Consider the following 21,591-nt stretch of genomic DNA (forward strand, 5'->3'; position numbering starts at 1 on the left):
GCCTAGTTGGCCGACAGGAGCTTCAACTCCGGGTGGGCCGTGCCGCCTTCGATCGCGGTGGACGAGATGTGGGACATCACGCGCTCGTCGACCGGGTCGTTCGCCGGGTCGTCGTGGACGACGATGTGCTCGTACGTCGTGGCCCGCTGGGCGGGGACTCGGCCCGCCTTGCGGATGAGGTCGATGATCTCCATGCGGTTGGAGCGGTGCTTGGCACCGGCCGAGGAGACGACGTTCTCCTCCAGCATGATCGAGCCGAGGTCGTCCGCGCCGTAGTGCAGGGAGAGTTGGCCGACCTCCTTGCCCGTCGTCAGCCAACTGCCCTGGATGTGGGCGACGTTGTCCATGAAGAGACGCGCGATGGCGATCATCCGCAGGTACTCGAAGAGCGTGGCCTGCGTGCGGCCCTTCAGGTGGTTGTTCTCGGGCTGGTAGGTGTACGGGATGAAGGCGCGGAAGCCACCGGTGCGGTCCTGCACGTCACGGATCATCCGCAGGTGCTCGATGCGCTCGGCGTTGGTCTCGCCGGTGCCCATGAGCATCGTCGACGTGGACTCGACGCCCAGGTTGTGCGCCGCCTCCATGATCTCCAGCCAGCGCTCGCCGGACTCCTTGAGGGGCGCGATGGCCTTGCGGGGGCGCGCGGGGAGCAACTCCGCACCGGCGCCCGCGAAGGAGTCGAGGCCGGCCGCGTGGATGCGGGTGATGGCCTCTTCGACGGTGACCTTCGAGATGCGGGCCATGTGCTCGACCTCGGACGCGCCGAGGGAGTGGATGACCAGCTGGGGGTACGCGCCCTTGATCGCGGCGAAGTGCTCTTCGTAGTACTCGACGCCGAAGTCCGGGTGGTGTCCGCCCTGGAACATGATCTGCGTACCGCCGAGTTCGACGGTCTCGGCGCACCGGCGCAGGATGTCGTCGAGGTCCCGCGTCCAGCCCTTCGCGGTGTCCTTGGGGGCGGCGTAGAACGCGCAGAACTTGCACGCCGTGACGCACACGTTCGTGTAGTTGATGTTCCGCTCGATGATGTACGTCGCGATGTGCTCCGTACCCGCGTACCGACGCTTGCGTACGGCGTCGGCGGCGGCGCCGAGCGCGTGCAGCGGGGCGTCGCGGTAGAGGTCGAGCGCCTCTTCGGGGGTGATGCGCCCGCCCTCGGCGGCACGGTCGAGGACGGACTGAAGCTCGGCCTTCTCGGTCACCGGGAGGTCCCTTTCGTCAAGGGTTGCGGACGGGCAGATGGTGCTGACGGACCTCGCCAGCCTACGCCAGCGGATTTTCCGCCCGGACCTCAGGCACCTCAGGCCGTGTACGCGCCGACCAGCAGTCCGAGGAAGGCACCGGCGAGCAGAAACGGCCCAAAGGGGACGACGATCCCCCGGCCGTCCCGGCGTCTCCGGGCCGCGAAACCGCCGTAGACCGCCCGCAGCAGGAACCCCGCGAGCGCGCCCAGCATCACCGTCGGCCACCCGTACCACCCGAGCACGACCCCCGCCCCGACCGCGAGCCTCACCTCGTCGATGCCCAGACCACCACCACTGCCGGAGTCGATACGGCTCAGCGCGAAGTACCCGCCGGCGAGCGCGAGGGCGCCGAGCAGCGCGGTCGTCCAGTGCCCGGCGTGCTCGGGCAGGAAGGTGACGAGACCGAGGAGGGCGAGGGTGGCACCGGCGAGGGGAAGCGCCAGGCCGACGGCACCGGCGGACAGGACCGCGACGGGCACGAGCAGCAGCCAGACCGCCAGTTCGGGCCTGATCCCGGTGGCGGCGGCGAGGGCGACACACATCAGCACGACCAGGAGAGCGGTACCGGCGCCGCGCCGGCCGACCCGCGCCACCACCGCTCCCGCACCCGCGCCCCACACCCCCGCGAGGGCGATCAGCAGCTGGTCGTAGTCCACTCGGCGGCCCCGACCGCTACTTGACCTTGGACAACCGCGCGGTCGGGGAGCCCTCGGCGGAACTGTCCGACAGGTACGTGAGGTCGTCGCCGACCGGGGTGAGGGTGACGGTGTGGGCGGCCTGGTTGCAGACGTCGCGGTTCGACGTCGCGCCCGCCGCCGAGGCGACGAGCCGGGTCTTCGTCACCTGCTTCAGGGTCAGTACGTCGTCGCAGACCCCGCCGAGCTGGTCGGTCTGGCGGAGGATGCCCAACCGCTGCCCCACGCCCACCTTGGCGATCGTGATCCGGAAGGTCCCGTCGGGAAGCGTGCCGCCCAGCGCGGTGCCCTCGCCCTCCCAGGTGCCCAGGTAGTGGTCGGGGATGGACTTGAGCGAGGAGCCGTCGCCCGCGCTCGGCGCGCTGCTCGCCGTGGCGGAGGCGGAGGAAGTAGCGGAAGCGGTCGGGATCGCGCCCGCCGAGGAGTCCTTGCCCTTGTCGTCCGGCTGCATCCAGTACAACAACACCGGCACCAGCGTCACCACCGCCAGCGCCCCGGCGATGGAGAGCGCCACCGCACAACCGACCCTGCGGCCACGCCCGTTGGGCCCGGGAGCCGCCGTGGCGGCAACGGAGACGGAGACCTTTCCGGGGTGCCGCCCGGAGGCCGGTGGGACGGTGTCGTACGGGGCCGCGTCACGCGGTTCGGGTACGAACCCGGCCGGCCCCGCAGGTGACTTGGGCATCACCGGCGCCGGCCCGAAGGCCCCGCCCCCCGCCCCCACCGACGGACTGCTGAACCCCACCGGCCCCGAGGGCACGCTCTCGGCCACCCCCGCGGCCTCAAGATTCAGCAGCTGTACGGCACTTCGGCTGACCTGTTCCACCAACGCCCCCGGCAGCCACCCCCCGGCCACCAGCCGGGCGGCCCCGTCCGGAGCGAGCCACCGCCCCACCTCACCCGGGGTCGGCCGCGCGGCGGGGTCCTTGGCCAGACAGGCACTCGCCAGCTCCCGCAAGTCCCCGTCCATCTCCCCGAGTTGAGGCTCTTCGTGGACGACCTTGTAGAGGAGCGCGGCGGAGGAGTCACCGGGAAAGGGGGATGTGCCCGTGGCCGCGTAAGCCAACACAGCCCCCAGCGAGAAGACATCAGACGCACCTGTCGCGCCCTTGCCGAGGATCTGCTCGGGGGCCATGTAGCCGGGCGAGCCGACGGAGACGCCGGTGGAGGTGAGGGAGGCGGTGCCCTCCGTGGCGCGGGCGATCCCGAAGTCGATCAACAGCGGCCCGTCGAGGGTGAGAAGCACGTTGGACGGCTTCACGTCCCGGTGCACGAGCCCCAACTCATGTACTGCCGTGAGCGCTTCGGCCAGCCCCGCGCCGAGCGCCCGTACGGTGGCCGTGGGCAGCGGCCCGCCGTCCGCGACGGCGGCGGAGAGGGAGGGCCCGGCGGCATAGGCCGTAGCCACCCACGGCACCGCGGCCTCGGGATCGGCGTCCAGCACGGGGGCCGTCCAGGCACCGCCCACCCGCCGCGCGGCGTCGACCTCGCGGCGGAAGCGGGCGCGGAACTCCTCGTCGAGCGCGAAGTGCGGATGCACGATCTTGACCGCGACCGTACGACCGCCCGCGCTGCGCCCGAGGTAGACCCGGCCCATCCCACCGGACCCGAGCCGGCCGAGCAGCCGGTAGGGCCCCACGACCGTGGGTTCGTCGTCTCCGAGCGGCTGCATGCCGTCCACCCCTCCCCCGTACGACTTCCAGCAGGGTAGTGCGCCACCTTCTGTCTATACGGCTATTACGGCTGGAGCAGTTCCACGTTCACGTCGGCCGGGAAACCGGTCGTGGGTCCGACGCGGCGGGCGAACTCGGCGACGGCGGCGAGCTGGGGCGCGCCGAAACGGAAGTCGAGGGTGGTGAAGTACCGCTCCAGAACCTCCTCGTCGAAGTCCTCCCAGCGGGAGGCCTGTTCGGCGACCTTGCCGACCTCCTCCAGGGAGAGGTTGCGGGAGGCGAGGAAGGCCTCGTGGACCTTGCGGGTGATGACCGGCTCGCGCTCCAGGTAGTCGCGGCGGGCGGCCCACACGGCGAAGACGAACGGCAGCCCGGTCCACTCCTTCCAGAGCGAGCCGAGGTCGTGCACCTCCAGGCCGAAGCGGGGCCCGTCGAGCAGGTTGGCGCGCAGGGCGGCGTCACCGATGAGTACGGCGGCGTCGGCCTCCTGCATCATCAGGCTCAGGTCGGGCGGGCAGGTGTAGTAGTCGGGCTGGACGCCGTAGCGCTCGGCGAGGAGGAGCTGCGCGAGGCGTACGGAGGTCCGCGAGGTCGAGCCGAGGGCGACCCGGCGGCCGTCGAGCTGGTCCAGCGGGACCTGCGAGACGATCACGCAGGACATCACCGGGCCGTCGCAGCCGACGGCGATGTCGGGGAAGGCGACCAGGTCGTCCGCGTTGCGGAGGAACTCGACGAGCGTGATGGGCCCGATGTCGAGGTCGCCCTGCACCAGCTGCTCGCTGAGCTTCTCCGGGGTGTCCTTGGTGAGCTCGAAGTCGAGAAGCGTGCCTGTTCTCGCGAGCCCCCAGTACAGGGGCAGGCAGTTCAGGAACTGGATGTGGCCGACGCGCGGCCGGGTGCGAGAATTGTCCACGACGTGAGGCTAGACCTCATGAGGTACGCTCCATACTTCGGCCCCACAGTCAAGCCTCCGGCGATCTTCAAACGTCCGAGTGATGTGATCTTGGCCTCTATTGCTTTCGGCTGCCCGAGTGCTAGGCTCGCCGCAAGTTGCAGTTTGGTTTCCCTTGCAGTACAGAGCCTGCGGAGCATGTAACCGCGGGCTCTTGTCGTTTTCAGACGTATGCAGTAGTGCGGGACTTGTTTTCACACTTGCAGGGTTCTGGAGCAGGGCAACCCTTTGGGCCCAAGGAGGGCTTATGGCTACCGGAACCGTGAAGTGGTTCAACGCCGAAAAGGGCTTTGGCTTCATCGCCCAAGAAGGCGGAGGCCCCGACGTCTTCGTTCACTACTCCGCGATCAACGCGAGCGGCTTCCGCTCGCTGGAGGAGAACCAAGCGGTCTCCTTCGACGTGACCCAGGGTCCGAAGGGCCCGCAGGCGGAGAACGTCACCCCCGTCTGAGTCACCTGATCGCAGTCATTCGGTCTCGGAGCCTGGTGCTTTGATCCGGAACGGATAGCAAGACCCAAGGAGCCCCGCGCCGCAAGGCGACGGGGCTCCTGCCTTTGCCTCCGGCGGTTGGGCGGGGCTTGTCGTCGCGGGGTGGGTGGCGGAAAACCCGGCCGGGGGTCGCCGAGCGGGTGGCGGAAAACCCGGTCGAGGGTCGTCGGGCGGGCCGCGGGGATCCCGGCGGGTTGCCGTCCGGCGGCGGAAGTCCAGACGGCTGTCTCCGGGCGGGTGGATAGGGCGGCCCGTTGTCAGTGGGCGTCGGTAGGGTCCGCGGCCATGACATCGATGCCCTCCAACTCCACCTCATCCGAAGCCGACTTCGTGGCCAGTACCCGGACCTTCTACGACGCCATCGCCGAGGACTACGCCGAGCATTTCGCCGGGGAGCGCAGCGCCAAGCCGCGGGACTGGACGGTGATGGCGGGCTTCGCCGAGTTGGTGAGTCGGGGTGGGGGCGAGGGTGGGCAGGTGGTCGATCTCGGGTGCGGGCCGGGGCGGTCCACGGCGTTCCTCGCCGCGCAGGGGCTGGACGTGTTCGGGCTCGATCTGTCCGAGTCGATGCTTGGGATCGCGCGCCGCGAGAACCCGGGGTTGCGCTTCCGGCAGGGTTCGATGCTGGAGCTGGACATCCCCGACGGGGCGCTGGCGGCGGCCGTCTCCTGGTACTCGTCCATCCACACGCCTGTGGACCGACTCCCGTTCCTCTTCGCGGAGTTCCACCGGATCCTCGCACCGGGCGGGTATCTGCTGCTCGCCTTCCAGGCCGGCGACCGACCCCTCACCCTCGACCGTCCCTTCGGTCACCCGGTGACTCTGGACTTCGAGCGCCGGCGACCGGAAGCGATGGCCGAGTTGCTGGAGGCCGCGGGGTTCGCGCTGCGGTCACGGACCGTGCGGGAAGCGGAAGAGGAACTCGGGGAGTCGTCAGCGCAGGCGTTTCTGATGGCCCGCAAAGGTGTGGCTGGAGCTGCGGTTGCGCTCTAGGGCTCGGCGGGCGCCGACCTCGCTCGGGTACTCGCGGACCGCGAACGCGGCGGCCACCCAGCCGACGCAGCCCGCCGCCAGCGCCGGGGCGACCGGTGCCGCGACCAGCCAGAGGGCGCGGCCCGCGACGGCCGGCCCGGTGGAGCGGCGGGTCTCGTCCCGTTTGGCCTGGTGGGCCTGGTCGGGGGAGGGCGGGTCGAGCAGCTTCTTGTGATGGTCCCGGCGCTGCACCCGCCATCCCCAGAGCAGGGCGACGAAGGACAGGGCCACCTGCGCCCAGTCCCACACCGTGCGCACCGTCGGCGGCAGCCTCGTGCGGAAGCCGCCGTAGAGGACGAGTGCGATGTAGCAGAAGAAGGCCAGCAGGACGGACCAGAGGAGGGCTCCGGAAGCCCGGCGCAGCCAGTAGCGTGCGCCGCGCTCGTACCAGGTGGTGCCGAGTCCGGGCAGGTTCGGGATGTCGGAGGGGGTCATGTTCCGGACGGGTGCTCCCGCATCCAGCGGCGGGCGCCGACCTCGCTCGGGTATTCGCGGACGGTGGTCCAGGCGGTGAGCCAGCCGATGGTGTAGGCGGCCAGGGCCGGTAGGACGGGCACCAGGAGCAGCACCATCCAACGGTTGGCGAAGGCCCTGCCGGGGGCCTGCCTGTTGTGGTCGCGCTTGGCCCGGATGGTCTGCGCGGGAGTGGGCGGGTCCAGGAGAGCCCTGTGGTGCTCCCGGCGCTGCTGCATCCAGCCCCAGACGAGGGCCCCGCAGGACGCGACCGCCGTCACCCCGTTCCACACCGCGCGCACTGTCGGCTGCCACTCGCTGGTGAAGCCGTTGTAGAGCACGACATCGAAAACGCTGACAACGACCATCAGGATGATCAGGAAGGTGGTCGTGCGGGCGCGGCACAGCCAGTAGAGCGCGCCACGCGTGTACCAGGTCCTGCCGAGCTTCGGCAGCGCCGGGATGTCGGTGGGTGTTCCGCGAGCATGAGCCTCAGAAGATGCTCGTGACGCCATGCCATACGTCCTTCCCGAGTCGTCCGACGTCGCCCACGGTGTCCGAGGCGACGTTGCCGGCGCCGTGCAGCACGCCGCCGACAACCCCGTGGTCGTGAATGTCCTCGCTCCAGTGCTCGTGGAAGGTGTGGTCGAGGATGTCTGTCGCGAGGATCGCCGACCCGACGCCGACCCCCGCCACCAGCGCCGCGCCGGCCGCGGTCACCACTTCCGGCGCCGCGGCCACCGCGAGAGCGCCGACGACCACACCACCGGCGGCCGCACCCACATCCACCGTCACCGAGTGCTGCCACGACCACCCCTTGTCGTGGTCGTCCTTCGCCTCGATCAGCCCACAGGCAGCAGCCGCGGCAACATCCAGCACGGGAATCTCCTTGAGGAACTCCGGCAGCGCCTCAAGCCCCCTGCCCAACCTCAACGCGTCCGCCGCATCGGCGAGTTTGACGTTCAGCAACCGGTCGTACGGAAGCTTGCCGCTACCGACGTCCGCGCGGGCGATCGCCTCCTCCAGCGAGTCGACCTGCGTGACCGCGTCACGGTAGGCGCCCTTGGCGGGCAGGTCCTTGGGCAGTCCGCGGCCCGCCTTCTGGTATGCCTTGCGTTCCGCCCGCATCTCTTTCTTCGCCGTCTGCTCCGCGGCCTTCGCGTCGTCGAGTTCGGTGCGCGCCTTCTTGCCGCCGGCCCGCGCGTCCTCCGCGTCGTAGGCGTACAGACCGCGCAGCGCGTCGGCGATGGTGATCTTGTCGCCGGTCGACACCGGCGCGGTGACCTGGGCGTACAGCCCGCGCAGCTTGTCCGCGGCGACCAGCCGGGCGTGCTGTGCGGTGTGCGCGACCTGCTTGCGGACCGTGTCGTACTCGGTCATCGCGGAGATCGTCTTCTGGTCCGCCGCACCGGGCGGGTTCGCCGTGACCAGGGGCAGCGGCACGCCCTTGTCGTCCGTGGACACGCCCTTGCCCGTCGCGACATGCTCCGCGTTCTGCAAGGCCGTCTCGCACGTGGACAGCGCGTCGGCCAGGGTGCCGAGGATGTCCCCCACGTCACTCACCATGCCGGCGAACGCCCCCGCCGTCAGCGCGTCCTCGCTCCACTTCGCGCGGAACTCCTCCGCCGCGTCGCCCTTCCAGCCCGCGTCGTCGACGAGCGTCTCGACGGCACTGGTGACCGGCCGGACGACGTCGTCGAGTTGGTCCTTCGCGTTCTTGTACGTCGTGGCCATCGTGTGCAGCCCGCCGATGTCACCGCCGACCCAGCTGTCGCCCATGAGTCCTCAGTCCTCCCCGACCATCAGGTCCTCGAACACCCCGTGGACGTCGACGTCGTGCCGGTGGAAGGAGTCCCGCGCGTACGCGACCTTGTCGCCGTGGTCGTCCAGCCGGTCCGCGAAGCCGATGTGCAGGCCGAGGATGAGATGGGCGACCTCCTTGATGGCGTCGTCGAGCCCCGCGTCCCCGCCGCTCACCACGGGCGGGGCGACCTGGGGGTGCAGCTTCCGGTAGTCGGTGGCCTGGTCGTGGAGGGTCGTGGCCATCGACGTGAGGTCGCTCAGCACCGCCTTGAAGTCGGCCGACATCAGCGCACCTCCCGCGCGAAGGCGGCCAGGTCGGCGGGCCGCCAATTCGGCTGCCCCGGGGCGACGTTCGGGTCGAGGACGACGGTGCCGCCGCGCTCGCCCATCGCCTCGGCGAGCGGTCCGATCGAGGTCCCGACCCACGGCTGGGCCCCGCCGAACGCGGCCACCAGCTTCTCCACCGTACTGAAGGCGTAGGCCGCGGTGCGCCGCGGCGGATGCTCGAACAGCTCGTAGACGACGAACGGCACCCGGACCGCCCGCCCGTCCTCGTCCACCGCGTCGACATACCGGGGATGCGCGGGCACGAACACGGGCGTCTCGTACGGCGGGACACCGGGCCGGGGTCCGGGCCGCCCGGCGGCTGCCGGACCGGGCCGGGGCGCGGCCTCGGCATAGTCGAGCAGACGCGACCGACGCGCCTCGGGCACCCCCGCCGCCGGCCCCTGCGTGTAGTCAAGAAGGCGTGAACGGTTCGGCTCCCCCACCGCCGTCTCCTCTTCCCCGTGAGTCGTCATGGTCGCTGTGGACACATTCGCGCCATCACAGTAGCCACCGACCCAGGGCCCAAATCCGGCTATGTCAGCCCTCCGGACCCGTTGCATGCGCAATGCATACGGCCGCTTGACACCGACCTGGCCATCCCTTGACCGGGTGATGACCAGGCCGAACCGGCAGCCCTACGACCGCTGCGACCCGCCGCCTACAGCGCCCCCGCCAGATCCATCCCCGCCACATACCCGAACGTCATCGCCGGCCCGATCGTCGAGCCCGCGCCCGCGTAGCTGTGCCCCATCACCGCCGCGCTCGCGTTCCCGGCCGCGTACAGGCCGGGGATCACCGAACCGTCCGCCCGCAGCACCCGGGCCCGTGCGTCCGTGCGCATGCCGCCCTTCGTGCCAAGGTCGCCGGGGACGATGCGGAAGGCGTAGTACGGGGGCAGCCAGAGGGGGGCGAGGCAGGAGTTGGGGAGGATCGACGGGTCCGTGTAGTAGTGGTCGTAGGCACTGTCGCCGCGCCCGAAGTCCGTGTCCTTGCCGTTCGCCGCAAGGGAGTTGAAGCGGCTCACCGTGGAGCGGAGGGCCGCCGCCGGGACGCCGATCGAGGTGGCCAGGGCGTCCAGGCTCCATGCCTTGTACGCCGCGCCCGAGCTGTACCAGTCGTCCGGGAACGTGAACGTCGGCAGGACGTCCTTGAAGAGGTACCGGTTGCGGTAGTTCTGGTCGACGATCAGCCAGGCCGGGATGTCGGGGGCCGCGGTGTCGCGGTCGTACATGATGTGGACGACATCGCTGTACGGCGCGGCCTCGTTGACGAAGCGCGAACCCGCCTGGTTGACCAACAGGCCGCCGGGGAGGGTGCGTTCGGCGAGGCAGAAGTACGGGTCGCCGGGGATCGGGATGGTGGGTCCCCACCAGGCGTCGTCCATCAACGCCAGGGCCGCGCCCGCCCGTTGGCCCGCCTGGATGCCGTCGCCGGTGTTCTCCTTCGCGCCGACGGTCCAGTCCGTGCCGATGGGCTGACGCTGGTACTGGGCGCGCATCGCCGCGTTGTGCTCGAAGCCGCCGGAGCCGACGACGACCCCGCGCCGGGCTCGCACCAACCCGGCGGTTCCGGCGCGCGTGACGACCGCCCCGGTGACGGCGCCGCCCTCCGAGTACAGGTCGGTGAGCGGGGTGTTGAGCCACACCGGCACCTGCGCGGACTGGAGTCCGGCCCGTAGGCCGGCGGCGAGGGACTGGCCCATGGTGAGCGGCTTCTGGCCGAGCAGCGCCGCCTTCGTCCCCCGGGCCAGACACTCGGTCGCGACCGCCGCGCCCTTCACGCTCACCGCCGCCAGGTCGAGCCACTTGTAGTCGGCGCTGAAGACGACCATGCCCGAAGGGACGGCCAGGTAGGGCGGGTTGAGGTGGGCGAGTTCGGTGCCGAGGATGGTGCCGTCGAGCTGATCGGGTTCTATGGAACGGCCGTTGGGGAGCCCGCCCGGCAACTCCGGGTAGTAGTCGCTGTATCCCTCCATCCAGCGGAAGCGCAGCGGGCTGTTCGCCATCACGAAGGAGATCATGGCGGGGCCGTGGGCGAGGAACGACTGCTGGCGGTCGGCGGGGACGTCGGCGCCGACGACCGCGGAGAGGTAAGTGGCGGCTTTGGCGGGGGTGTCGGGGACTCCGGCCGCCAGGATCACCGGGTTGTTGGGGATCCAGATCCCGGCCCCGGAACGCGCCGCCGAACCCCCGAACGTCGGCGCCTTCTCGACCACCACACAGCTCAGGCCCTGCTTGGCGGCGGTCAGCGCGGCCGTCATCCCGGCCGCTCCCGCACCGATCACCACGACGTCGTAGGTGCCGAGGAGAGGGAGATCGGCGGCCTGCGCCGCGTGCCGCACCCCGGCGGCGACACCGAGCGCCGCAACCGCACCACCCGCCAACACACGTCTTCTACCGGGGAGTTGTACCTGTCCGTCCGTGCTCGGGGTCATGGCCGCTCCAGCCCGACGGGGAATGGGCTGGGAATGTCGCGCGGGGGTCTTGGGAAGTCAATGACCAGGTCCGCACCAAATGACCCTGAAAGACGGCTAGTTCGCGTACAGCGCCTCGATGTCCCGCGCGAACTCCTGCATGACGAACTCCCGCCGCAGCTTCATCGACGGCGTCAGATGGCCGGCCGCCTCCGTGAAGTCCACCGGCAGGATGCTGAAGCGGCGGATGGACTCGGGGCGGGAGACCAGCTTGTTCGCGTCGTCGACCGCGCGTTGCAGGACCCCGATCAACTCCTCGTCGTTGACCAGGAGTTCGGCGGGGACCGGGTGCTTGCCGTTCATCTGGCGCCAGTGGATGATGCCGTCGAGGTCGAGGGTGATGAGGGCGGCGACGTAGGGGCGGCGGTCGCCGACGACCATGCACTGGGCGATCAACGGGTGGGAGCGGAGCCAGTTCTCCAGCGGGGCCGGGGCCACGTTCTTGCCGCCCGCGGTGATCAGGATCTCCTTCTTGCGGCCGGTGATGGTGAGGTAGCCCTCGTCGTCGAGGCGCCCGATGTCGCCGGTCGCGAACCAGCCGTCCTGGGACGCGGGGATCACCCCGTCGCCGTGCGGGTCCCAGTAGCCCCGGAAGACCTGGCCGCCGGCGAGCAGGATCTCGCCGTCCGACGCGATACGGACCTTGGTGCCCGGCATCGGCCAACCCACCGTCCCCAGCCGGGGTTTGAGCGGCGGCGTGCAGGTGGCAGCCGCCGTCGTCTCGGTCAGGCCGTAGCCCTCGAAGATCTCGATGCCCGCGCCGGCGTAGAACGCGGCGAGGCGGCGGCCCAGCGGGGAGCCGCCGCAGATGACGTAACGGAGCTTGCCGCCGAGGGCGTTGCGGATCTTGCGGTAGACGAGCGGGTCGTAGAAGGCGCGGGCCGTCTTCAACGGGCGGGTCGGGCCCGGCCCCTTGCCGGACTGGCGGGCCTCCAGTGCCTCGCCGTAGCGGCGGGCGACGTTCGTGGCGCGGTCGAAGACCTTGCCGCGGCCGCCCTTCTCGGCCTTCGCCCGGGCGTTGTTGAAGACCTTCTCCAGCATGTACGGGATGGCCAGCAGGAAGGTCGGCTGGAAACTCGCCAGGTCGGCCAGCAGGTCCTCGGACTTGAGGCTCGCGGCGTGGCCGAGGCGGACCCGGGCGCGGATGCAGGCGACCGCGACCATGCGGCCGAAGACGTGGGAGTAGGGGAGGAAGAGGAGCGTGGAGGGCTCTTCGTCCGCCTTGTTCTTGAAGACGCCGTAGAGGAGTTCGATCGCGTTGTCGATCTCCGCGAGGAAGTTGCCGTGGGTGATCGCGCAGCCCTTGGGGCGGCCCGTGGTGCCCGAGGTGTAGATGACGGTGGCGAGCGTGTCGGGCAGCAACACCCCACGCCGTACGGAGACTTCCTGGTCCGGGACGGTCCGGCCGAGTTCCGCCAGCCGGTCCAGGTGTCCCTTCTCGAAGACCCACATGTGGCGCAGGTCGGGCAGCCGGGGCGTCTCCGGACCCAGCGCCGCCGCCTGCGCGACCGTCTCGGCGGCCATCGCCACCGCGCCCGAGTCCTGGAGGATCCAGCGGATCTGGAAGAGGGAGGAGGTCGGGTACACCGGGACGGTGACCAGACCGGCCGCCCACGCGGCGAAGTCGAGGAGCGTCCACTCGTACGACGTCCGCGCCATGACCGCGATCCGGTCGCCCGGCGCGAGCCCCTCCGCGATCATCCCCTTGGCGACGGCCTTCACCTGCTCGGCGAACTCCGTCGCCGTCACGTCCCGCCAATTGCCGTCCTCGTCCTGCCTGCTGAGGACCACGTGCTCCGGCGCCGCCGCCGCGTTCTCGAACGGCAGGTCGGCGAGCGAGCCGTGGGTCGCCGGCGGCACCAACGGCGGTACGGACACCTCCCGCACCACGCCGTCCAGCCGCCGGATCTCGGGCTCGACGAGCACGGGCGCGCCGTCGTAGTCGTAGCCGGACGGATAGACGAGGGACATGGCAGCTCCTGTGGCGTGCAGCTTGTACCGCTCTGCTGCATTAGGTACGCATGGTGCGTACCGAGGCGTTCATCCCGGCCCGCGACCGGGGTGTTACCTCGGGTTAGGTCGAAGATCGTACGGGGCCCGCGTGGGGACTTCGTGCTGGTTCGGGGGTGGTACGGAGCCGGGCCTGTGCAACCTCGGCGGGTTCGCACGGCTTTGTCAGCCATACGTCAGCCCTGCGTCACCTCTGCGTCGACCATGCGCCCGCCATGGACCGCCCGGCTCGCCCCACTTGGCCTTACCTGCGGTAACCTTACTGCGAAGTAAGCCGAAAAGAGCCGCCCAGGACGCCACCCGGGAGTGGGACATGGCCAACCCCTATCCGCCCCTCACCGACACCCCCGCACTCACCCCGCTCCTCCTCCGCGGTGCCCTCCTCTCCCCCTTCAAACGGCCCCGCTCCGACGCCGAGTTCCCCCGCACCCGCCTGGTCCTGCCCGGCGTCCGCGTCGACCTGGCCAAACTCGCCGCCTACGAACGCGTCTGCGGCTTCGCGACCGGCGACGACGCCCTCCCGATCACGTACCCGCACGTCCTCGGCTTCCCGCTCGCCATGCGCCTGATGAGCTGCCGAGCCTTCCCGCTCCCCCTCCTCGGCCTGGTCCACACGTCGGTGGAGATCACCCGGCATGCGGCGGTACCGGCCACAGGGGACCACGAACTCACCGTCTACGTCGATGAGTTGGCCCCGCACCGGCGTGGCACGGAGGCGACGGTCACGACGGAGATGCGGGTGGGCGGCGAGTCCGGGGGCGCGGGCAGGGTCGTATGGGAGTCGCGGAGCACGTATCTCGCCCGGCACCACCGCGCCGACGCGCGGGCGTCCGAGGAGCGGGAGGCGGGCGAAGTACGGGAAGCGCGGAAGCCGTTGCCCACCCTCGCGGAATGGCGCCTCGCCGAGGACGTCGGCCGGCGCTACGGCGCCGCGTCCGGCGACCGCAACCCCATCCACCTCTCCCCCCTCACCGCCCGCCTCTTCGGCTTCCCCCGCGCGATCGCGCACGGCATGTGGACGGCGGCCCGGTGCCTCGCCGCGCACGGGACGCCCGAATCGGCGTACGTACGGGCCGAGTTCAGGGCGCCGGTGCTGTTGCCGGGGGTGGTGGAGTACGCGGCGGAAGGCGGCCGTTTCCACCTGCGGAGCGGCGAGCGGACCCACGTGGACGGGCTCGTCCGACCGCTCCCTTTATGAGCCGACGAGCGCTCACCAGCTCAAGAGCCTGTGAGCGCTACGGCGCCCAGGGCCGCCCCTCCATCAACTGGCCCAGCCCCGCCCACGCGAAGTTCATCAGCGTCGCGGCGGCCTGCTTGGCGGTGACGCCCGGGGTCGCGTTCGACCAGGCCGCGAGGGACTCGGCGGCGCCGACCAGCGCCTCGGCCAGACCGGCGACCTCGTGCTCGGGGAGGTCCGGGTCACGGTGCGCCTCGCGCGCGGCGACCGCGATCAACTCGGTGACGAACGCGACGAGTTCGGCGCGCATCGCGGCCACCTCGGCCGCGAAGGGTTCGCCGTGGGTGCGGGCCTGGAGGTGCAACACGGCCCAGCCGTCCGGGTGTTGCGCGGTGTGGGTGAAGAACGCCCGCAGCCCGTCCCAGAGTTGGCGGTCGGCGGGCGACCCCGTGTCCACACCGGCCCGTACCGACTCGGTCAGCGCCTGGCCCTCGCGCCGGATGCACGCGGTGAACAGGTCTTCCTTCGAGTTCAGGTAGAGATACACCAACGGCTTGGACACGCCCGCGAGTTCGGCTATCTCGTCCATCGACGCGGCCATGTAGCCGCGCTGCCCGAAGGTCCGCACGGCGGCGTCGAGCATCTGCTGCTCACGGACCGCCCGCGGCATCCGTTTGGTCTTCAAGGCACCCATGGGGCAAGGGTAGTTGGGCCCAGGTGTCAGGAAGTCTGACCCTGCGGATGGGAGGCCGGCTGGGCGGCGTCCACCGTCTCGTCCTCCTGGCTGCGGTTGGCGTCCAGGTTGGCCTTCATCCGGTCGACCCGCTCGACGATCTGCACCGAGGCACGGTCCCGCACCCCGCGCAGCACCACGAAGCTGATCGGCGCCGAGATCACCAGCGCCAGCAGCACGATCCACATGCCGTTGGACTCGCCGAAGCCGCGCGGGAAGGCGCCGAGGTAGACGAGGCCCCAGACGACGCCGAGGCAGCCCGCGAAGACTCCGAGACGCCACAGTGTGTAGCGGAACATCTCAATCCACTCTTCCGATTCGGGACAAGGGCAACAAAGACAAGGCCATCAATCAGTGAAGCACGATGCCGCACGGATCTTGCAGGGGGGTCACAGCAGCGGCAGCAACAGGAAGATGTCGTCCCGGTCGTCCCCGGGGGCGACGCGGATCGCGCCGGGCACCCGCCCGACCTCCTTGTAGCCGCAGGAGCCGTAGAACCGCTCCAGGCCGTGGCCGCCCCGGCAGGTGAGGCGGATCGCCTCGATGCCGTCGATGCCGCGGGCGGCCTCCTCGGCGGCGGCGAGGAGGTCGCGGCCGTAGCCCCTGCCCTGGTGGCGGGGGTGGACCATCACCGTGTAGAGCCACAGCCAGTGCAGCATCAGGCGGTGGGTGTTGAACGCGAGGAACACGGTCGCGGCGACCGTGCCCGTCTCGTCCCGGCCGACCAGCAGCCGGGTGCGGCCCTCCGCCATGGCGACGAAGTGCCGGACCAGTTCGGGCCGTATCTCGTCCACCGCGACCGGTGCGACGAAGCCGACCGAGCCCCCCGCGTTGGAGACGTCCGCCCAGAGGGTGAGGATCTCCTCGCGCAGGGCGGGGGTTATCGCGGGGTCCAGTTCAAAACTCAGTGCCATGGAGCTTTCTTCACACTCGCATCGGCTGCGGCGACTCGCGCCGCGCCGGGTCCGGGCCGTCGTACTCGCGGATGATCTCGTAGCGCGTGTTCCGCTCGACCGGCTGGAAACCGGCGTCGCGGATCAGGTCGAGGAGGTCGTCGCGGGTGAGCTTGTTCGGGGTGCCGTAGTTGTCGGCGTCGTGCGTGATCTTGTACTCGACGACCGAGCCGTCCATGTCGTCCGCGCCGTGCTGGAGGGCGAGCTGTGCGGTCTGGACGCCGTGCATGACCCAGAAGACCTTGACGTGCGGAACGTTGTCGAAGAGGAGACGAGACACCGCGAAGGTCTTGAGAGCCTCCGCACCCGTCGCCATCTGCGTCCGCGCCTGAAGGCGGTTGCGGACCTTCCCGTCCTTCATGTCCACGAAGTCGTGCTGGTAGCGCAGCGGGATGAAGACCTGGAACCCGCCGGTCTCGTCCTGGAGTTCACGCAGCCGCAGCACGTGGTCCACGCGGTGGCGCGGCTCCTCGATGTGGCCGTAGAGCATGGTGCACGGGGTCTTCAGACCCTTCTCGTGCGCCAGCCGGTGGATCCGCGACCAGTCTTCCCAATGCGTCCGGTGGTCGACGATGTGCTGGCGGACCTCCCAGTCGAAGATCTCCGCGCCGCCGCCGGTGAGGGATTCGAGGCCGGCGTCGATGAGCTCGTCGAGGATCTCGCTCGCGCTCAGCCCGGAGATGGTCTCGAAGTGGTGGATCTCGGTGGCCGTGAAGGCCTTGAGGGAGACCTCCGGGAGGGCCTTCTTCAGCTCGCTCAGCGACCGGGGGTAGTAGCGCCAGGGGAGGTTCGGGTGCAGGCCGTTGACGATGTGTAGCTCGGTGAGGTTCTCGCCCTGCATCGCCTTCGCGAGCCGGACGGCCTCCTCGATGCGCATCGTGTACGCGTCCTTCTCGCCCGGCTTGCGCTGGAACGAGCAGTAGGCGCAGGACGCGGTGCACACGTTGGTCATGTTCAGGTGGCGGTTGACGTTGAAGTGGACGACATCGCCGTTCTTCCGCGTCCGCACCTCGTGCGCGAGTCCGCCCAGCCAGGCCAGGTCGTCCGACTCGTACAGCGCGATGCCGTCCTCACGGGACAGCCGCTCACCGGAGCGGACCTTCTGCTCCAGCTCGCGCTTGAGCCCGACATCCATGCCCATACCTCTTCCTAAGACAGTCTCGATAAACCGTACGCCTACGCCGTCACGCCTCTTCGGGCAGCTCTCCGACCCGGTTCTCCCACTTCGTGGAGAGCACGATCGTCGTACGGGTCCGGGACACACCCTTGGTCCCGCTGAGCCGCCGGATGGTCTTCTCCAGCCCGTCCACGTCCGGTGCCCGCACCTTCAGCATGTACGAGTCCTCGCCCGCGATGAACCAGCAGTCCTCGATCTCACCGAGGTCCTTCATACGGCGCGCCACGTCCTCGTGGTCGGCGGCGTCGGAGAGCGAGATGCCGATCAGGGCGATGACGCCGAGGCCGAGGGAGGCCGAGTCGACGGTCGCGCGGTAGCCGGTGATGACACCGGCCGCCTCCAGCCGGTTGATGCGGTCGGTGACACTGGGTCCCGACAGGCCGACGAGGCGCCCCAGCTCCGCGTAGGAGGCCCGGCCGTTCTCTCTCAGGGCCTGGATGAGCTGCCTGTCCACCGCGTCCATGCGATCGATTGCCTTCCGGTGATGACGATGACGATGAAGGTGATGCCGAGAATGTGATGCCGATGAGGATGGATGAATAAGCGGGTGCCGTACGTCAGTTGGTGGTGTCGGCGGTGCGGAAGCCGGCGCCGAGGTCGCCCTTCCACCGCCGGTACAGGTCGTGCTCGACACCCGCCGAGTCCAGGACCCGCCCGGCGACGAAGTCCACCAGGTCCTGGATGTGGGTGGCCCCGGCGTAGAACCCGGGCGAGGCGGGCACCACGGCCGCGCCCAGGTCGTCCAGGGTCACGAGGTGCCGCAGCGTCTGCCCGTTCAACGGCGTCTCGCGTACGGCGACCACCAGCGCGCGCCGCTCCTTGAGGGTGACGCTCGCCGCCCGCTGCAACAGGTCCTTGCTCAGCCCGAGGGCGATCCCGGCGACACACGCGGTCGACGCGGGCACGACGATCATCCCCTTCGCGGGGTACGACCCCGAGGACGGCCCCGCCGCGAGGTCGCCCGCGCTCCAGTGCCGTACGGCATCGGTGTCGATGGCGGGCTGGAAGGTGCCGGGCTTGCCGTCGGCGCCGCGGGCCAGCCATTCCCGCAGGTCGTCCTGCCAGTGCGCGTCCCGGAAGGCGATCCCCGTCTCGTCGAGGAGCGTGAGCCGGGACGCGCGGGACACCACGAGGTCGACACTCTCGCCGGCGTCGAGGAGCGCGCGCAGCACGGCAGCCGCGTATGGGGTGCCGGAAGCGCCGGACACCCCTACGATCCAAGGCGTACGCCGCGTCTCTCCTGGCTTGACTGGGTTCACGACACCGAGCCTAGCTGGCGTCGCGGGACGGGAACCGGCCAAGGGTGCCGGGGCGTTCTTCTGTGGGGACGAGTGGACTCTGGGGGGTGCCATGTCCGGTACGGAGTTGGAGTGGTCGCAGAGCGACCGCGCGAAGGCCGCGGCCAAGCTGATGGTGGGCTGGGTCGCGCTGTTGTGGCTGCTCGAAGTGGTGGACGTGGTGTCCGGCCACGCCCTCGACAGCCTCGGGATCATCCCGCGCGAGCCGTCCGAGCTGATCGACGTCGTCCCGGCCGCGTTCATCCACTTCGGCTTCGCGCATGTCGCCGCGAACAGCGTCCCGCTGCTGGTGTTCGGCTTCCTGGCGGCACTGGGCGGCATCCGCCGTTTCCTTCTGATGTCCGCGCTGATCATCGTGGCGGACGGCCTCGGCGTGTGGCTGATATCCCCGGCCCACACGAACACGGCGGGCGCGTCGGGCCTGATCTTCGGCCTCTTCGGCTTCCTGCTGACCAGCGGCTTCACCGAGCGCCGCCCACTGGGCATCGCCGTCGGCCTGCTCATCGGCGCGGTCTGGGGCACCTCGATCCTGTTCGGCCTGGCGCCCACCCAGTCGGGGGTCAGCTGGCAGGCGCACCTGATCGGGTTGGTGGCGGGGGTGGGGGCGGCGTTCGTGTTCCGCCGCAGGCCCACCCCGAGGACCGCGCTGACATCGTGAGGCCGCCGCTCGGACGGTGACCCCGCGGCTCAGACGCTGAGACCCCGCACCAGCAGATCCAGCAGCGCACACACGAACAGGGCGATCCCGATGAACCCGTTGACGCTGAAGAACGCCCGGTTCAACCGCGAAAGATCATGCGGCCGGACGATCGAGTGCTCGTACACGAACGCGCCCGCGACGATCAGCAGCCCGAACCAGAAGAAGGCGCCGGCGCCGGTGGCCGCGCCGTACCAGGCCAGCAGGGCGGTCGTGATCGCGTGGCAGACGCGGGCGCCCCAGATCGACGCCGGGATGCCGAAGCGGGCCGGGACCGACATGACGCCGATCTCGCGGTCGGTCTCGATGTCCTGGCAGGCGTAGATCAGGTCGAAGCCGCCGATCCAGATGCCGACGGCGAGACCGAGGATCACCGCGTCCCAGGACCATTCGCCGGTGATCGCCAGCCAGCCGCCGACCGGGCCCATGGCCTGCGCGAGACCGAGGATCGCCTGCGGAAAGTTCGTGAACCGCTTGCCGTAGGGATAGACCACCATCGGGATCACCGCGATGGGGGCCAGCGCCAGACACAACGGGTTCAGGAGTGCGGCCGAGCCCAGGAAGACGACCAGGGCGACGAGCGCGCCGGTCCACGCGTGCTTGACCGACATCGCACCCGTCACCAACTCGCGGTGCGCGGTGCGCGGGTTACGGGCGTCGATCTCCCGGTCGATGATCCGGTTGACCGCCATCGCGAACGTCCGCAGCCCCACCATGCAGATGGTGACCAGCAGCAGCCGCCCCCAGTGGATGTTCTCGTCCAGCTCGAACATCGCGGTCAGCGCGGCGATGTACGCGAAGGGCAGGGCGAAGACGGAGTGCTCGATCATGACGAGGCGTAGGAACGCCTTGGTGCGCCCCGGCTGCGGGATCGCGGCTGATGCGCTGCTCACGAAAGTCCGTACTCCTTCCACCGGCGGTCGACCTTCGCCGCCGTCTCCGGGTCGGACAGCACCATCTCGGGCCAGCCGCCGTCCCGCGTGTACCCCTCTTCGGGCCACTTCCTCGTCGCGTCGATCCCCGCCTTGCCGCCCCAGAACTGCTGGTAGGAGGCATGGTCGAGATGATCGACGGGTCCTTCCACGACCGAGAGATCGCGGGCGTAGTCCGTGTTGCCGAGGGCCCGCCACGCGACCTCGTGCAGATCGTGGACGTCGCAGTCGGCGTCGACGACCACGATCAGCTTGGTCAGGGACATCATGTGCGCACCCCAGACCGCGTGCATCACCTTCTGCGCGTGCTTCGGGTACTTCTTGTCGATGGAGACGATCGCGCAGTTGTGGAATCCGCCCGCTTCGGGCAGGTGGTAGTCCACGATGTCCGGCACGATGATCTTCAGCAGCGGCAGAAAGAACCGCTCCGTGGCGCGCCCCAGCGGTCCGTCCTCCGTCGGAGGCCGGCCTACGACGATCGACTGAAGCAACGGCCGCTTGCGCATCGTCACGCAGTCGATGGTCAGCGCGGGGAAGGGTTCCTGCGGCGTGTAGAACCCGGTGTGGTCCCCGAACGGCCCCTCCGGCAGCATCTCGCCGGGCTCCAGCCACCCCTCGATGACGACCTCGGCCTGTGCCGGCACCTGCAACGGCACGGTCTTGCAGTCGACCATCTCGATCCGCTTGCCCGCGATGAACCCGGCGAAGAGGTACTCGTCGATGTCACCGGGAAGGGGCGCGGTGGAGGCGTAGGTCACGGCGGGCGGACACCCGAAGGCGATCGCGACCGGCAGCCGCTCACCCTTCCTGGCCGCGACCTGATAGTGGTTCCGGCTGTCCTTGTGGATCTGCCAGTGCATGCCGATGGTGCGCTTGTCGTGGCGCTGGAGCCGGTACAGCCCGAGATTACGGACCCCGCTCTCCGGGTCCTTCGTGTGCGTGAGCCCGAGGTTGAAGAAGGACCCGCCGTCCTGCGGCCAGGTGAAGAGGGCGGGCAGCGCGTCGAGGTCGACGTCATCGCCCGTGAGCACCACCTCCTGCACCGGCGCTTCCTTGACTTTCTTCGGCGGTACGTGGGTCATCGAGCCGAGCTTCCCGAAGGCGTCCCGCACCCCCACGAACCCCTGCGGCAGTTCGGGCCGCAGCAGCCCGCCGATCTTCTCGGAGATGTCGCCGTACGACTTCAGCCCCAGGGCCTTGAGCAGCCGCCGGTCGGTCCCGAAGACGTTCATGGCGAGGGGCATGGAGGACCCCTTCACCTTCTCGAAGAGAAGCGCGGGCCCACCGGCCTTCTGGACCCGGTCGACGATCTCCCCGACCTCCAGATAGGGGTCCACCTCGGCCTTGATGCGCTTGAGGTCTCCCTCGCGCTCCAGTGCCCTGAGCAGGGAGCGAAGATCGTCGTAAGCCATGTGTCCAAGTATCTGCCACCCGCTAACCTGACCCCGTCACCGGGGCCGTCCACCACTCAG

23 protein-coding genes are annotated in these 21,591 nt (G+C 69.9%); 4 read left to right on the forward strand and 19 right to left on the reverse strand.

The window, feature by feature from the left end; all coding sequences use genetic code 11:
- Positions 1-2: 2 nt before the first annotated feature.
- From mqnC to OG194_RS19395, 4 genes are all read right to left on the reverse strand, one after another.
- Positions 3-1,202 carry a cyclic dehypoxanthinyl futalosine synthase gene (gene mqnC / locus OG194_RS19380; RefSeq protein WP_327402085.1) on the reverse strand — a complete coding sequence of 400 codons (1,200 nt, stop codon included), beginning with the start codon at positions 1,200-1,202 and terminating at the stop codon, positions 3-5.
- 98 nt (positions 1,203-1,300) lie between these two features.
- Positions 1,301-1,900 (reverse strand): hypothetical protein, encoded by a 600-nt coding sequence (locus tag OG194_RS19385; protein ID WP_327402086.1) that lies wholly within the window; start codon positions 1,898-1,900, stop codon positions 1,301-1,303.
- Positions 1,901-1,916: 16 nt separating this feature from the next.
- On the reverse strand, positions 1,917-3,611 hold the full coding sequence (locus OG194_RS19390) for a serine/threonine-protein kinase (protein WP_327402087.1): 1,695 nt from the start codon (positions 3,609-3,611) through the stop codon (positions 1,917-1,919).
- A gap of 65 nt (positions 3,612-3,676) precedes the next feature.
- On the reverse strand, positions 3,677-4,525 hold the full coding sequence (locus OG194_RS19395; protein WP_327402088.1) for a menaquinone biosynthetic enzyme MqnA/MqnD family protein: 849 nt from the start codon (positions 4,523-4,525) through the stop codon (positions 3,677-3,679).
- 286 nt (positions 4,526-4,811) lie between these two features.
- On the opposite strand from OG194_RS19395, the gene OG194_RS19400 reads away from it, so the two are divergent.
- Positions 4,812-5,015, forward strand: a complete 204-nt coding sequence (locus OG194_RS19400) for a cold-shock protein (protein WP_003998944.1) — start codon at positions 4,812-4,814, stop codon at positions 5,013-5,015.
- A gap of 333 nt (positions 5,016-5,348) precedes the next feature.
- Positions 5,349-6,047: a class I SAM-dependent DNA methyltransferase gene (locus OG194_RS19405; protein ID WP_327407131.1), complete on the forward strand. Its 699-nt coding sequence runs from the start codon at positions 5,349-5,351 to the stop codon at positions 6,045-6,047.
- Here the strand turns inward: OG194_RS19405 and OG194_RS19410 are convergent.
- The 7 genes from OG194_RS19410 to OG194_RS19440 form a co-directional block, all read right to left on the reverse strand.
- Complete coding sequence (locus OG194_RS19410; RefSeq protein ID WP_327402089.1) at positions 5,988-6,521, reverse strand: hypothetical protein; 534 nt, start codon at positions 6,519-6,521, stop codon at positions 5,988-5,990. The two genes, OG194_RS19405 and OG194_RS19410, sit on opposite strands and share 60 nt — an antisense overlap.
- Complete coding sequence (locus OG194_RS19415) at positions 6,518-7,054, reverse strand: hypothetical protein (protein ID WP_327402090.1); 537 nt, start codon at positions 7,052-7,054, stop codon at positions 6,518-6,520. The genes OG194_RS19410 and OG194_RS19415 overlap by 4 nt, the downstream gene beginning before the upstream one ends.
- Positions 7,032-8,318, reverse strand: a complete 1,287-nt coding sequence (locus tag OG194_RS19420; RefSeq protein ID WP_327402091.1) for a WXG100 family type VII secretion target — start codon at positions 8,316-8,318, stop codon at positions 7,032-7,034. The genes OG194_RS19415 and OG194_RS19420 overlap by 23 nt, the downstream gene beginning before the upstream one ends.
- Before the next feature lie 6 nt (positions 8,319-8,324).
- Positions 8,325-8,627 carry a DUF6317 family protein gene (locus tag OG194_RS19425; RefSeq protein WP_327402092.1) on the reverse strand — a complete coding sequence of 101 codons (303 nt, stop codon included), beginning with the start codon at positions 8,625-8,627 and terminating at the stop codon, positions 8,325-8,327.
- Positions 8,627-9,142, reverse strand: a complete 516-nt coding sequence (locus OG194_RS19430; RefSeq protein ID WP_327402093.1) for a hypothetical protein — start codon at positions 9,140-9,142, stop codon at positions 8,627-8,629. Before OG194_RS19430 ends, OG194_RS19425 begins: the two co-directional genes overlap by 1 nt.
- A 185-nt stretch (positions 9,143-9,327) precedes the next feature.
- Positions 9,328-11,103 (reverse strand): 3-oxosteroid 1-dehydrogenase, encoded by a 1,776-nt coding sequence (gene kstD, locus OG194_RS19435; RefSeq protein WP_327402094.1) that lies wholly within the window; start codon positions 11,101-11,103, stop codon positions 9,328-9,330.
- 96 nt (positions 11,104-11,199) lie between these two features.
- Positions 11,200-13,113: an AMP-dependent synthetase/ligase gene (locus tag OG194_RS19440; RefSeq protein WP_327402095.1), complete on the reverse strand. Its 1,914-nt coding sequence runs from the start codon at positions 13,111-13,113 to the stop codon at positions 11,200-11,202.
- Between the two features lie 352 nt (positions 13,114-13,465).
- Between OG194_RS19440 and OG194_RS19445 the strand changes: the two genes are divergently transcribed.
- Positions 13,466-14,350 carry a MaoC family dehydratase gene (locus OG194_RS19445; protein WP_327402096.1) on the forward strand — a complete coding sequence of 295 codons (885 nt, stop codon included), beginning with the start codon at positions 13,466-13,468 and terminating at the stop codon, positions 14,348-14,350.
- A gap of 37 nt (positions 14,351-14,387) precedes the next feature.
- Here OG194_RS19445 and OG194_RS19450 read toward each other — a convergent pair whose 3' ends face one another.
- The 6 genes from OG194_RS19450 to OG194_RS19475 form a co-directional block, all read right to left on the reverse strand.
- Positions 14,388-15,023, reverse strand: coding sequence for a TetR/AcrR family transcriptional regulator (locus OG194_RS19450; RefSeq protein WP_327402097.1), 636 nt, complete (start codon positions 15,021-15,023; stop codon positions 14,388-14,390).
- A 26-nt stretch (positions 15,024-15,049) separates the two neighbouring features.
- A complete protein-coding gene (locus OG194_RS19455; RefSeq protein WP_327402098.1) occupies positions 15,050-15,361 on the reverse strand; it encodes a DUF4229 domain-containing protein in 312 nt (103 codons plus the stop codon).
- 90 nt (positions 15,362-15,451) lie between these two features.
- Positions 15,452-15,976 (reverse strand): GNAT family N-acetyltransferase, encoded by a 525-nt coding sequence (locus OG194_RS19460; protein WP_327402099.1) that lies wholly within the window; start codon positions 15,974-15,976, stop codon positions 15,452-15,454.
- 10 nt (positions 15,977-15,986) lie between these two features.
- Positions 15,987-17,150, reverse strand: a complete 1,164-nt coding sequence (mqnE, locus tag OG194_RS19465) for an aminofutalosine synthase MqnE (protein WP_327407132.1) — start codon at positions 17,148-17,150, stop codon at positions 15,987-15,989.
- Positions 17,151-17,199: 49 nt separating this feature from the next.
- Complete coding sequence (locus tag OG194_RS19470; RefSeq protein ID WP_327402100.1) at positions 17,200-17,655, reverse strand: Lrp/AsnC family transcriptional regulator; 456 nt, start codon at positions 17,653-17,655, stop codon at positions 17,200-17,202.
- A 94-nt stretch (positions 17,656-17,749) separates the two neighbouring features.
- Positions 17,750-18,451, reverse strand: a complete 702-nt coding sequence (locus OG194_RS19475; protein ID WP_327402101.1) for a UbiX family flavin prenyltransferase — start codon at positions 18,449-18,451, stop codon at positions 17,750-17,752.
- Between the two features lie 91 nt (positions 18,452-18,542).
- Between OG194_RS19475 and OG194_RS19480 the strand changes: the two genes are divergently transcribed.
- Positions 18,543-19,148 (forward strand): rhomboid family intramembrane serine protease, encoded by a 606-nt coding sequence (locus tag OG194_RS19480; protein ID WP_327402102.1) that lies wholly within the window; start codon positions 18,543-18,545, stop codon positions 19,146-19,148.
- A gap of 29 nt (positions 19,149-19,177) precedes the next feature.
- Here OG194_RS19480 and mqnP read toward each other — a convergent pair whose 3' ends face one another.
- Together mqnP and OG194_RS19490 are read right to left on the reverse strand one after the other, a co-directional pair.
- Positions 19,178-20,080 carry a menaquinone biosynthesis prenyltransferase MqnP gene (gene mqnP / locus OG194_RS19485; protein WP_327402103.1) on the reverse strand — a complete coding sequence of 301 codons (903 nt, stop codon included), beginning with the start codon at positions 20,078-20,080 and terminating at the stop codon, positions 19,178-19,180.
- Positions 20,077-21,531 carry a menaquinone biosynthesis decarboxylase gene (locus OG194_RS19490; protein WP_327402104.1) on the reverse strand — a complete coding sequence of 485 codons (1,455 nt, stop codon included), beginning with the start codon at positions 21,529-21,531 and terminating at the stop codon, positions 20,077-20,079. Before OG194_RS19490 ends, mqnP begins: the two co-directional genes overlap by 4 nt.
- Positions 21,532-21,591: the final 60 nt, after the last annotated feature.

It is taken from the genome of Streptomyces sp. NBC_01288 (assembly GCF_035982055.1).
Taxonomy (GTDB): domain Bacteria; phylum Actinomycetota; class Actinomycetes; order Streptomycetales; family Streptomycetaceae; genus Streptomyces.